Genomic DNA, 12078 nt, shown 5'->3' on the forward strand with positions numbered 1-12078 from the left:
AAAAATGAAGAACACTAAATTCAACACAATAAAAATTACAGTGGTAATATTAGTTGCTGCATTTTTTGCAGGTTGCAGCGATTACCTCGACAATCCGTTAAAAGATAAAGAGACGGGGGAAGACATCAACCTGCTTATTCTCGATTTCAATTTTTTTAACACCCGGATGACTTACAAGCTGCTCGATGCAACAAGTGGTGAGCTGATTACCAGCACGAGCACCATCCGTTTTTCCGGAGAAAACGGAGATGACATTGTTACCTTTTCCGGCGAAAAAAATCCTGAATATGTGTCTGAACTGGGGCAATTGGAGCTCACCGTTGACCCGAATGTGACAATAAGCGAAAGCAGCCCGTTTAAATTTTCAGTGAATGTGGAGGCAGAAGGTTATAACAATTTAACCAAAGCCTTTCAACTGAAAAATGAAGGCAAAAAAACGTTTGAACTGTATTTGTCGAAAACCGGGGATGAAGATGAAAGTGAAATTGGCGGCGAAATCGATTATGGCGAGGGAGATACAACCATTGTGTTTTCTAAAGTTGTAAGCGATGGATTGAAATCGGCTGCCGAAGAAAAACCTTACAAAATACAATATGAAATTTCCCTGAATGATTTGGCAAGATTTAAAGATACAAATGGCGATTCATTTTTTTTATCTTCAAAAGAGGCTGAAGAAGCTTACAAAAACGATCCCAAAAATTTTATCAGTATTTTTTTGAAAACATACTCCAACTATGCACCCGAAATTGATGTGGTGAACATTGATGGCATTCCGGCCAGCGTCCTGTTTCAAAAACTGGAAACCGGAAGAATAGAAAAAATTACTTTAGTGGGACAGGAAGTGGGAGATTTGAACGGCGGTGTAGTAAAAATGAATTCAGAATATACCGAAGATCCTGATCCCGATATTTTTGGATTTGCCGTATTTAGTGATGTCTGGGATATTATCGGGACACAGTCGGTTTACAACTCGCTGGACATCAACTACACGTTGGTAAAAGCTTCTGCCGAAAATCTTTGTGGTACCGGAAGTAAAATTACTTTTCAGTCGGATGTAATTTCCAGTTTTTCGATTGATGCCGATGTGTACGACATGAATGACAATTTGCTGACCACCATCAATTTTAAAGGAGACTTCCCTGAAGAATTTACCGTTGAGAACACGCCACAAAAAGCAGTAAAACTTGTTTTCCGCGATAATAATCCGGCCTTCAAGCCCATTTCAACTCTTCAAATCGATGATTTTTGCTCGGGCAGTTACACGGTGAATGTTGACCCTCAGGAAAATTACGAACAATACCAGATTGTTCTGAAAGCATTTTGTCCCGACAACCCGGGCATTGCCGTTGCCCCAACTTACAGTGGTGAATTCAAAATTAAAGGTAGCGATAATCCGTGGCAGGGAGTTGATATGGATGGCGGCGTGGTTGACCTGCTTGGTTTGCCCGGCCAGGAGTACGAACTCCGGTTGCTATGGGAAAACGAATGGGAGTATTCCACCCTGTTTACCGAGTTTGCTGAAGACGGTTCATATCTGCACGAAAGTGGCTCTGATGTTAGTTCCGAATTGATGGAAGACGGCAGGGTCAGGATTAAAATTGACCATAAATTCAGCCAGAGTGTTTGTGACGATATGAACTGGTAGTTCAATTAGTTCCAGTTTGGCTTTGTGTTGTTTTCAGGAGATTAGTTGTTTTATTTATCATCTTTTTTTAATGATGATTGCCTGATAATCAATTCTGTGGGCATCACAATTTCCTGAAATTCCGAAGGCTTATCTTTTAATTTTATTTGCTCGATTATAAGGCTTGCCGCTTTTTGTCCCATTTCAAATCCCGGCTGCCTGATGGTACTGATCGAAGGAGTCACTACCTCGGAAAAAGGTTCATTGCTGAAACCTACAATTAAAACATCGTCCGGTACTTTAATTGCGTGTTCATTAAAATAAATAATAGCGCTCAGTGCGGTTGTATCATTGGCGCAAAAAATGGCATCGGGTTTTACTTTTTGGCTGAATAGTTTTTTTACCGCGTTTGTTCCGTCGGTGCGGGTCAGACTGTTGTGAATAAGCATGGAATCATCTACAGCAAGTCCTGCTTTTTTCATTGCGTCCAAGTAACCATCCAATCGTTTTTGATAAATTTTCAGGTTTAACGGTCCGCCAATATGCGCAATTCGTTTGGCTCCCTGTTCAATCAGGTGCTGTGTGGCTTTAAATCCGCCATTAAAATCATCAACCGAAATTTTGTGAGCTTCAATTTCATCAACAACCCGATCAAAAAATACCAGCGGAATGTCGCGTTCTGAAAAATGTTTAAGGTGGTCGAATTTTGTAGTTTCCATTCCAATGGATACGATTACTCCGTCAACCCTGTTGGAATAGAGGGTTTGGGCAATTTTTTCCTCTTTTTCAAAACTGTCGTTCGATTGCGTTATGGTAACGGCAAAACCACTGTTGTAGGCCACATCTTCAATGCCGCTGATTACCGACGAAAAAAAGTGACGGTTAATCAATGGAACAATCACACCGATGGTATTGGTCCGGCGTGTCCGAAGGTTGGCAGCCATTGTATTGGGGCGGTATCCTATTTCGAGCGCTACTTTTTTAATTTTTTCGCGAGTTGTTTTACTTATCAGGGGATTATCGTTTAGTGCCCTCGATACCGTGGATGCCGAAATACTTAATTGCCGGGCAATATCATGTATTGTTGTTTCTCCATGCTTTGCCATATCTTTTTATTTGCCGGTAAAGTTAAGAAATATTTCATTAAACATGCAATCGATTGCAATTTTGTATTATTCCTGCTATATTTGCATTTTAAATATCAATAATTATTAAAATGTACAAAGTTTTATTTGTTTTGTTTATTGCATTTTCACAGATTTCCTGTTCCGGGAACAAATCTGAAATGCCCGATTTTCAAAAATTGGTTGAGCAACTGAGCAGTCAATTAAAGGTTCTGGTCGATCATATTCCCCCTGAAAAAGTTCCACGTTCTTATCCTGATGAAGACGGCGGCTATCGGATGGTCGGAATTAATGACTGGACCTGTGGTTTTCCGGCCGGTTCATTCTGGTATATGTATGAACTGACTGGCGATATTTTCTGGAAAGAAGTAGCGCTTGAAAATACATTGAAACTCGAAGGTGTTCAGTACAGAACCAACACCCACGATCTGGGATTCATGGTTTTTTGCAGCTACGGGAATGCACTCCGTCTTACTGGCAATGAGGAATATAAAGATGTGATTTTGCAGGCATCTGAGTCGTTGTTAACGCGCTTTAATCCAACTGTTGGTTGTATAAAATCATGGGATCACGGCAACTGGCAGTTTCCGGTGATTATCGATAACATGATGAACCTGGAAATGCTTTTCTGGGCATCGGAAGTTTCGGGAGATCCTAAATTCAGGGAAGCAGCGATTTCTCATGCCGATGTAACCCTTGAAAATCATTTTCGTGATAACTGGAGTAGTTACCATGTGGTTGATTACGATACAATAACCGGCCAACCGGTTGTGAAACAAACACATCAGGGGTTGAATGATGAATCGGCCTGGGGCAGGGGGCAAGCCTGGGGATTGTATGGTTACACCATGACTTACCGCGAAACCAGCGACGAGAAGTATTTAAATGCAGCGAAAAACATAGCCGGGTTTATTCTGAAAAATCTTCCGGAAGACATGGTTTCCTACTGGGATTTTAACGATCCGGAAATACCCGAAACGAATAGAGATGCCTCGGCGGCAGCAATTACAGCTTCGGCTCTTTTTGAATTGAGCCAGTTGGCTGATGACGGTCAGAAATACCTGGACGCTGCCAATAACATTTTGGAAAGTCTAACTTCAGAAAAATACCGGGCCACCGGTGGTACAAACGGAGGTTTTATTTTAAAACACAGCGTAGGACACAAACCAAAATCCAGCGAGGTAGATGTGGCCATTAATTACGCTGATTATTATTACCTTGAAGCATTAAAAAGACAACAAAACTTTAAAAAGGAATAGATTATGGCAACAATTTATGAAGAAAGGTATGCATACCATCCTGAGGATTTTAAAACGTATGATACCGAGAGAATAAGAAAAGAGTTTTTAATGGAAAAAGTGATGGATCCCGGTAACATTCGGTTGGTTTATTCGGCCATCGAACGGTTCATTGTGGGTGGTGCCGTTCCGGTTGACAAACCACTGAAACTTGAGCCGATTGATCCACTGAAAGCTGAATTTTTCTGTTACCGCCGCGAAGTAGGCATTATCAATATTGGCGGGAAAGGTACCGTTACTGTTGATGGTACAGCCTACGATGTGAATACAAAAGAGGCCATATACATTGGCAAAGGAAGTAAAGAGGTAGAGTTCAGTTCAGAATCGGCTGATAATCCGGCAAAATATTACATTAACTCGGCACCTGCCCACAAGGAATATCCGGTAAAACACATTACACTGGCCAATGCCAATGTACTGCACAAAGGTTCGCTTGAAACTTCAAATGAGCGCACTATCAATCAGTTGATAATTAACAAAGTGGTTGATACCTGCCAGCTCCAGATGGGAATGACCGAGCTGAAACCGGGAAGCGTGTGGAATACCATGCCGCCACACAGGCACAGTCGCCGCAACGAAGTATATTTCTATTTCAACTTACCGGAAGATCAAACCATTTGCCATTTCATGGGCGAACCGGACAATACGCGGCACATTTGGATGCACAACGAGCAGGTTGTGATTTCGCCCAACTGGTCGCTTCACTCTGCCGCGGGAACGGCCAACTACACGTTTATTTGGGGCATGGCCGGCGAAAATCTCGATTACACCGACATGGACAATATTGATCCAAAAGATTTAAGGTAAATGTATTTTGAAATTGAATCAAAAAAATAAAACGATATGAACGAACTATTTGACTTATCAGGAAAAGTTGCCCTTGTAACCGGAGGCACACACGGAATTGGAATGGCCATCGGCAAAGTGCTCGGAAAAGCCGGTGCAAAAATATGCGTGAACGATATTTCCGATGAAAAACTGGAAAGTTGTAAAAAAGAATACACTGACGCAGGTATCGATGTTTACACATTGAAGTTTGATGTAACCAGCGAGGAGGATGTCGACCGGGGAATTTCAGAAATTGAAAAAGAAGTAGGAATCATCGATATTCTGGTGAACAATGCGGGAATCATCAAACGAATTCCGATTTTGGATATGCCTGTTTCAGAATACAAACAGGTAATCGATGTGGATTTGGTGGCACCGTTGATTGTTTCCAAACGGATTGCTCCGAAAATGATCGAAAAACGTTCGGGGAAAATCATCAACATGTGTTCCATGATGAGCGTTTACGGCCGTAACTCAGTTTCGGCTTATGCTTCGGCCAAAGGCGGATTAAAACTGCTCACTGCCAACATGACCTGCGAGTGGGCCAAATACAACATCCAGATTAACGGAATAGGGCCCGGTTACATAGCAACCGCGCAAACGGCACCTATCCGCGAAGGCGGCCATCCGTTCAACGATTTGGTAATGACACGCACACCGGCAGGTCGCTGGGGCGAGCCCGAAGATGTGGGTAATGCTGCTCTTTTTCTGGCATCAAAAGCCAGCGATTTTGTAAATGGCCACGTGCTTTATGTGGATGGCGGTATTCTCGCCAATTTCGGTTATGTAAAAGGTGAAAATGAAATTTAAAATGAAAACCAAACTGATATTTTTTATTTTGCTGATCCCCTTTTTCTTTTCGTGCAAGAAACAGTCAACTTACACTTTTGAAAACCCACTCAACAGTCCGCGAAAAGATGAGGTTGTGTTACTGGATAGAGCTTCGATTGCTGAGTATGTTGAATTTGAGGCAGGGGAATTGCCGGTATTCAAATTTGACAATGGTGATTTAGTTCCCACACAGGTTGATGATTTGGATGGAGACGGAGAATGGGATGAGGTGGTACTGGTAACCGATTTTGAAGCCGGTGAAACGCTGGAACTGGAAATTGATTTCGTTCCTGAAAATGAGTACCCCGAATTTGAAAAGCGAACTAACCTGCGATTGGGAATCATTCAGGATGACGGGACATACAAAGAAGTGGATACTTACGCTGCACTTCCATGCGACGATGGTTTTGAAGTTATTGCCCAGGGTGAGAGTGTAAACTGGGAAAACGACAAAATCGGATTCCGCAACTACTTCGACTGCCGGAATGTGAAAGATTTGTTTGGCAAGCTTAAACCAGAAATGATCATCGATAAAATTCATACTCCTGAAATGGGTAGTTATCATGAACTGGCCGACTGGGGAATGGATGTTTTGCATTGCGGAAGCTCGCTGGGATCAGGTGGTTTGGCGTTGCTCAAAGAAGATTCTTTGTACCGGTTGGGTTCAACCGATGTTTACAGCTATCACAAAATTGTGGAAGGTCCGCTACGGTCGGTTTTTGAACTGCGTTACGAAGGCTGGGAAGTGGATGGCGACATGCTGGAAGCAGTGGAACGAATTACGATTTACCCCGGAAAATACTGGTTTGAATCGGATGTTACGGTAACCGGCTGCCCCGAAGGTTCGCAAATTGTAACCGGAATTGTAACCAGCTATTTAAAGCGTGATCCATTCCAATTTAAGGCAAACGGTTTTCAGTGCATCGGCACTCACGATGTGCAGTCGCTTAACAACGATGAGCTGGGAATGGCTGTGGCCGTCCCACTCGAAGAGGCCGGCAAAATCGGGCGTACTTCAGATATTAATTTTTTCAAGCTGGGATACGAAACTGTTCCTGAAAAAGGCTTCAGCAATATTATTTCCGAAACATATTACATCGGTCAGCAGTGCGAAAGTGGCCACCCTGCAAAACACTACTTTTTTGCAGTGTGGGGCCTCGACAAAGACCAGTGGAAAACAGAGGAAGGATTCCGGGAATACATTAACAAAGAGACCGAAAAAATGAATAAGCCTGTAATAAAGCTCTAAAACCGGGATGTTTTGTTTATTTTTCTTTTTCCATTTCAATTTCACTGATTTTTAATAATTTTGAGAAAACATTGAAAGAAATGGATATCAACAAAAAAAGAAAATATATTCAAAAACATTTACAGGAAGTTGACGAAAATACCGTTAATGAGCTTTATCAAAAAATATATTCAGTAATGGATAAGAGCGACCCGATCGTAGGTTATGATCCCCATGGGAATCCAGTAAAAAAGAAACAGTTTACTGAAGATATCATATTGGCTGAGTCTCAAATAAAAAATGGTGATTTCATTACTCTTGAACAATTAAAAAAAGAATCAAAGTCCTGGTGATGAAAAAAAGGAGAGTAATCATCTCTTTTAAAGCAAGGAGTTCATTGCGTGAATATTATGAGTATTTGAAAAAAGAGGTTTCAAAAGAAACCGCCGAATATATAAAAAATGGAATTCTTCAACGTTGTAGTCAGCTGAAAGATTTTTCTAAGTTTTCAAAAGAATATTATTTAGATGAATTGCCAGGTGATTACCAATCGGTTACAAAATGGAAATACAAAATCATTTTTAAAGTCACAGAGAATGAAGTACATATTTTGAATATCATTCATACCAACCGAAATCCTGAAAGGTTTAAAGATATTTGATCGTATAATTATGCAATTTTTTATTTCTGTTTTAATCAGTTTTTTCATCGTTTCCACCTGCACTTCTTCCAAAAAATCCGGCAATTCACAAAGCGGAAAAATCGACCGTTTTGCATTGGTTTCAAGGCATAATGTAACAGTCAGTAAATTTGATTCGCTGAGCTCACTTTCGGTAGGAAATGGCAGCTTTACTTTTACAGTTGATGCCACCGGGTTGCAAACTTTCCCCGAAGTTTATGAAAACGGAATTTGTCTTGGAACTATGTCAGACTGGGGATGGCATAGTTTTCAAAACAAAAACAATTACAAGCTCGAAGAGACCTATCAGTATTTTGATGTGGAGGGAAGGAAAGTTCCGTATGCGGTACAATGGAATGACCCCGGGAGAAAACAGGCGGCGGCAAACTATTTCCGTCAAAACCTGCACCGGCTCCATCTCGGAAATATCGGATTTGAACTTTTAAAAGAAAACGGGAAACAGGTAATTTATAATGAAATCAGAAAGATTGAGCAAACTCTGAATCTTTGGGAAGGCAACATTTCCAGTTATTTTGAAATTGAAGGAGAAGCAGTAAACGTTAATACTGTTTGCCATCCCACCCGAGATTTGATTGCGGCAGAAGTTCAATCTGAGCGAATTAAAAAGGGCTTAATGGCATTTAATCTGCGCTTCCCTTATCCCACAGCAAATCATGTTGATGGAGCCACTGACTGGCAAAGTCCTGAAAAACATCGCTCTGAAATTATCCGTCAAAATGAAAACAGTATAGTTTTTAAGCACACACTTGACACAACAACCTATTTTGTTAAACTGAACTGGGATGGAAAAGCCAAAATCATTCAAAAAGAACCCCATTATTTTGTATTGCAACCGGTGGGAGAATCGGAAAAATTTTCATTTACAGCTGAATTTACCCAGAATAATAATTTCACAAAACCTGCAACATTTTATCAGGGGAAAGAGGCTACTGCCAAACATTGGCAAAATTTCTGGGAAACCGGTGGCGCTGTTGATTTTTCAGAAACTGACGATCCGCGTGCCCATGAACTGGAACGCCGGGTAGTTCTTTCGCAATACCTAACAAGAATACAATGTGCAGGCGAATTTCCGCCACAGGAAACCGGCCTCACTTTCAACAGCTGGTACGGAAAATTTCATCTCGAAATGCATTGGTGGCATGGTGTGCACTGGGCATTGTGGAACCGGGTTGATCTGCTCGAAAAGAGTCTGGAATATTATTTCAATATTTTTGATAAGGCCAAAAAGAAAGCCGAAATTCAGGGATACAAAGGCGTTCGCTGGCCCAAAATGACCGACCCTGCCGGTGGAGACAGTCCGTCGGGTGTGGGCGAATTTCTCATCTGGCAGCAACCGCACATCATTTATTTTGCTGAATTGGTTTATAGAGAAAGACCAAATGCTGAAACGCTAAATAAATATGCTCAACTGGTTTTTGAAACGGCAGAATTTATGGCTGATTTTGCCCGGTGGGATGCAGAAAATAACCGCTACATTCTCGGACCGCCGCTGATTCCCGCACAGGAAAGTCTGGAAAAAAAGAAAACATACAATCCGCCTTTTGAAGTGGCTTACTGGCACTGGGGATTGTCTGTGGCGCAAAAATGGCTGCAGCGAATGAACCTGCCTGAAAAAGAGGAATGGCAAAAAGTAATTGACGGATTGCCGCCGTTTGCACAAAAAGACGGGTTGTACCTCGCAGCCGAAAGTGCTCCCGATTCGTATGAAAATGAACATTATTATTCCGACCATCCCATGGTTTTGGGGGCATTTGGCCTGCTGCCGGAAACTGTTCCTTCGGAAAAACAAATTATGGAAAATACCTTCAACTACATCGCTGAAAACTGGAACTGGCCGCGCACCTGGGGCTGGGATTACCCAATGGCTGCCATTTGCGCCGTCCGGCTGGGAAAACCGGAAGAGGCTGTTGAGCTGCTTCTGAAAGATGTTCAGAAAAACAGTTATTTGCCCAACGGACACAATTACCAGGATGATCGCCTGCGGATTTACCTTCCGGGAAACGGGGGTTTGCTTTGGGCTGTGTCTGCCATGTGCACAGGTTTTGAGGGAAATGAAAGTTTAAATCCTGGTTTTCCGGGGGATTGGAAAGTAAAGTGGGAAAATTTGTCGCCGCCATTTTAAGTAAAGAAAATCTCGCAAAGGCGCAGAAACGCTAAGTTTTAACCGGATTTAATATAGAATTTATTTAATCGATAACCATTCTTTGCGCCCTTGCGACTTAGCGAGAATTATCAATGAATAAAATAAACTGAAAGTAAAAGGTATCGTTTAAGATTTTGTCAACCATGAAATAGTATTCAATTACAGACGGGCACATGAAATCAAATTCCCGCTCTTGATTCCTGTTTCGCGCGGATATCAAAAGCCATACGAGGGCATTGCCACGGCGCTGTTACAAAATACCGGTTTTAATGACCGGGTGCGAAAAATGCTCCTTGGTTCCTTTTGTAATTTTAAAGGAACTCTTTTTTTACAACTTTCCGTTTTCGCATCAATTCCCAGCATGTGATAGGCTGAAAAAGTGACGTATATTTGCTCGAAAAGCCGGGTATGCTGAATCAGTCTTTCGATGCGTTCTTCCTCTGAAATTTCAATTTTTTCGGGATTGAAAAACCAGGGGTTCTGAAAAATACCGCGACCGATCATCACTCCGTTGGTACCGGTTTTTACCACTTTTTTTACCGGACAACCCATGTTGATGTCAAGCCCGTCGAAATCGTAATTTTCTGAAATGTGCTTTGCTATAGTGTGATAAACTTCCGGATTGCGGCCCCAAATCTGGGCTACCAGTTTTACATTTTTTGATTTCAGCAATTCCCGTTCTGAATCGTTTACAATTAATCGTTCCGACACCCGTTCCCGGCCTTTGGGATGGTTCATGCCTTCAACCGATGTGAACTCTGTCATCACCACATGCAGCTTTCCGGGTGCTGCCATTCCGAGCACAATTTCGCGAAAAACCGTATCAGTCACATCTTCCATTGGCGCCAGCGAAAAGGCGGGAGATTTTATTTCTTGCCAGAAATTATTCATCGTTAAATTCCAATCTGCAATTTCAAAAAAACAAATTATTATCAAATCTCCAAAGTGCAATTTTCAAACAAATTTGAACTTGTTTGAATTTTTGAATTTGAATAATTGTAATTTATTTGAAATTTGATATTTGTTTTTTGGTGCTTTTCAAATTTTGCTCTGATCGAACCAGTGCCAAACTCTTCCGATACTTCCTGCTATTCCCAAATTTTTTGGATTTCACTTTTTCGCCGAAAGTTTTTCCGCTTTTTTCTTCGGCACACTCCGGTGTGCAGCAACCGGCATGTTTTTCGGCACAATCCGGGCACTGAATAAAAAGAATATGGCATGTTTCATTGGCGCAGTTAGAATGCGTATCGCAAGGTTTTCCGCATTGATGACACCGTGAAATAATTTGTCCGTTTACGCTTTCGCCCAGCCGTTCGTCGAACACAAAATTTGTCCCAATAAATTTCGAATCGAGATTGGCCACTTTAATTTGGCGTGCATATTCCAGTACTCCGCCGTGCAACTGGTTCACATCTTTAAATCCCTGATTTTTCAGGTAAGCGCTGGCTTTCTCGCAACGGATGCCGCCAGTGCAGTAAAGCAGAATTTTTTTATCTTTTTTGTCCTGCAGCAGGTCAGTTGCAATTTCCAGTTCTTCGCGGAAAGTATCCGCTTCGGGGCAAATGGCACCTTCAAAATGGCCTACTTCGCTTTCGTAGTAGTTTCGCATGTCAACCACCACCATGTTTTCCTGCCCGACAAAATTGTGAAACTCAACACCGCTAAGGTGTTTGCCCACGTTGGTCACATCGTAAGTTCCGTCATCCAGTCCGTCGGCTACCAGTTTGGGCCGCACTTTAATGGTGAGTTTGTAAAACGATTTTCCGTCGTCTTCAATGGCATATTTGATGGGAATATTTTCAAGGATTTCGTATTTGCTAAGCGTTTCCAGGAACGCCTCGAAGTGATATTCCGGTACGCTCATTTGCGCGTTAATTCCTTCGCGGGCCACGTAAATTCGACCAAAGCAATCAAGCGGAAACCAGTCGCGGTAAATGCTGTCCCTGAATTCCCGAGGATTTTCGAGGTAATGGTACCGGTAAAACGAAATTGTTTTTCGTTGGAAGGTTTCCTCCATCAGGCGCTTTTTCAGTTCTTCCCTGTTTATTCTGTTGTGTAACTGCATGATTTCAATCCAAAAAATTTGAATTACAAAAATAGGGAATTTACACCAAAGGAACTAAAAAGAGTTTTTATTCTTTTTTTTGAAATAAATAACAAGTTGGGTAAAGATAGGATATATTTACTTATCCCATCTTTATTCCAGCAATTCCGCAGCAAATTAAAAAAATAGTCGCCACGATCGATCTTCAGGAAAAAACAATACACTACCGTCCTGCTGAAATTCAGCAGGAAACAATTG

Annotated in this window: 11 protein-coding genes; 8 read left to right on the top strand and 3 right to left on the bottom strand. The window is 41.7% G+C overall.

Features of this window, described 5'->3' with window-relative positions:
* Positions 1-4: 4 nt before the first annotated feature.
* A complete protein-coding gene (locus ACTCNA_RS06115; protein WP_462947015.1) occupies positions 5-1645 on the top strand; it encodes a hypothetical protein in 1641 nt (546 codons plus the stop codon).
* Between the two features lie 50 nt (positions 1646-1695).
* Here the strand turns inward: ACTCNA_RS06115 and ACTCNA_RS06120 are convergent, their stop codons facing one another.
* A complete protein-coding gene (locus ACTCNA_RS06120; RefSeq protein ID WP_462947016.1) occupies positions 1696-2730 on the bottom strand; it encodes a LacI family DNA-binding transcriptional regulator in 1035 nt (344 codons plus the stop codon).
* A gap of 110 nt (positions 2731-2840) precedes the next feature.
* Between ACTCNA_RS06120 and ACTCNA_RS06125 the strand changes: the two genes are divergently transcribed.
* From ACTCNA_RS06125 to ACTCNA_RS06155, 7 genes are all read left to right on the top strand, one after another.
* A complete protein-coding gene (locus ACTCNA_RS06125; protein ID WP_462947017.1) occupies positions 2841-4007 on the top strand; it encodes a glycoside hydrolase family 88 protein in 1167 nt (388 codons plus the stop codon).
* A gap of 3 nt (positions 4008-4010) precedes the next feature.
* Positions 4011-4853 carry a 5-dehydro-4-deoxy-D-glucuronate isomerase gene (gene kduI, locus ACTCNA_RS06130; protein WP_462947018.1) on the top strand — a complete coding sequence of 281 codons (843 nt, stop codon included), beginning with the start codon at positions 4011-4013 and terminating at the stop codon, positions 4851-4853.
* Between the two features lie 36 nt (positions 4854-4889).
* Positions 4890-5684: a gluconate 5-dehydrogenase gene (locus ACTCNA_RS06135; RefSeq protein ID WP_462947019.1), complete on the top strand. Its 795-nt coding sequence runs from the start codon at positions 4890-4892 to the stop codon at positions 5682-5684.
* 1 nt (position 5685) lies between these two features.
* Positions 5686-6954, top strand: coding sequence for a DUF4861 domain-containing protein (locus tag ACTCNA_RS06140; RefSeq protein WP_462947020.1), 1269 nt, complete (start codon positions 5686-5688; stop codon positions 6952-6954).
* 80 nt (positions 6955-7034) lie between these two features.
* The gene (locus ACTCNA_RS06145) at positions 7035-7286 is read left to right on the top strand and encodes a hypothetical protein (protein ID WP_462947022.1); all 252 of its coding nucleotides are present in this window, start codon (positions 7035-7037) and stop codon (positions 7284-7286) included.
* A complete protein-coding gene (locus tag ACTCNA_RS06150) occupies positions 7286-7594 on the top strand; it encodes a type II toxin-antitoxin system RelE/ParE family toxin (RefSeq protein WP_462947023.1) in 309 nt (102 codons plus the stop codon). The genes ACTCNA_RS06145 and ACTCNA_RS06150 overlap by 1 nt, the downstream gene beginning before the upstream one ends.
* A gap of 10 nt (positions 7595-7604) precedes the next feature.
* Positions 7605-9755, top strand: coding sequence for a hypothetical protein (locus ACTCNA_RS06155; protein ID WP_462947024.1), 2151 nt, complete (start codon positions 7605-7607; stop codon positions 9753-9755).
* Positions 9756-9992: 237 nt separating this feature from the next.
* Here ACTCNA_RS06155 and ACTCNA_RS06160 read toward each other — a convergent pair whose 3' ends face one another.
* Both ACTCNA_RS06160 and trhO read right to left on the bottom strand, forming a co-directional pair.
* Positions 9993-10667, bottom strand: a complete 675-nt coding sequence (locus ACTCNA_RS06160) for a tRNA-dihydrouridine synthase (protein WP_462947025.1) — start codon at positions 10665-10667, stop codon at positions 9993-9995.
* Between the two features lie 112 nt (positions 10668-10779).
* Complete coding sequence (trhO, locus tag ACTCNA_RS06165) at positions 10780-11841, bottom strand: oxygen-dependent tRNA uridine(34) hydroxylase TrhO (protein ID WP_462947026.1); 1062 nt, start codon at positions 11839-11841, stop codon at positions 10780-10782.
* Positions 11842-12078 lie beyond the last annotated feature (237 nt).

The organism is Tangfeifania sp. (genome assembly GCF_055108615.1).

What these genes read in the sequence shown, in the direction of transcription:
- ACTCNA_RS06115 (WP_462947015.1), top strand. Translation starts at nt 5, where the DNA reads ATGAAGAACACTAAATTCAACACAATAAAAATTACAGTGGTAATATTA.
- ACTCNA_RS06120 (WP_462947016.1), bottom strand. Translation starts at nt 2,730, where the DNA reads ATGGCAAAGCATGGAGAAACAACAATACATGATATTGCCCGGCAATTA.
- ACTCNA_RS06125 (WP_462947017.1), top strand. Translation starts at nt 2,841, where the DNA reads ATGTACAAAGTTTTATTTGTTTTGTTTATTGCATTTTCACAGATTTCC.
- kduI (WP_462947018.1), top strand. Translation starts at nt 4,011, where the DNA reads ATGGCAACAATTTATGAAGAAAGGTATGCATACCATCCTGAGGATTTT.
- ACTCNA_RS06135 (WP_462947019.1), top strand. Translation starts at nt 4,890, where the DNA reads ATGAACGAACTATTTGACTTATCAGGAAAAGTTGCCCTTGTAACCGGA.
- ACTCNA_RS06140 (WP_462947020.1), top strand. Translation starts at nt 5,686, where the DNA reads ATGAAAACCAAACTGATATTTTTTATTTTGCTGATCCCCTTTTTCTTT.
- ACTCNA_RS06145 (WP_462947022.1), top strand. Translation starts at nt 7,035, where the DNA reads ATGGATATCAACAAAAAAAGAAAATATATTCAAAAACATTTACAGGAA.
- ACTCNA_RS06150 (WP_462947023.1), top strand. Translation starts at nt 7,286, where the DNA reads ATGAAAAAAAGGAGAGTAATCATCTCTTTTAAAGCAAGGAGTTCATTG.
- ACTCNA_RS06155 (WP_462947024.1), top strand. Translation starts at nt 7,605, where the DNA reads ATGCAATTTTTTATTTCTGTTTTAATCAGTTTTTTCATCGTTTCCACC.
- ACTCNA_RS06160 (WP_462947025.1), bottom strand. Translation starts at nt 10,667, where the DNA reads ATGAATAATTTCTGGCAAGAAATAAAATCTCCCGCCTTTTCGCTGGCG.
- trhO (WP_462947026.1), bottom strand. Translation starts at nt 11,841, where the DNA reads ATGCAGTTACACAACAGAATAAACAGGGAAGAACTGAAAAAGCGCCTG.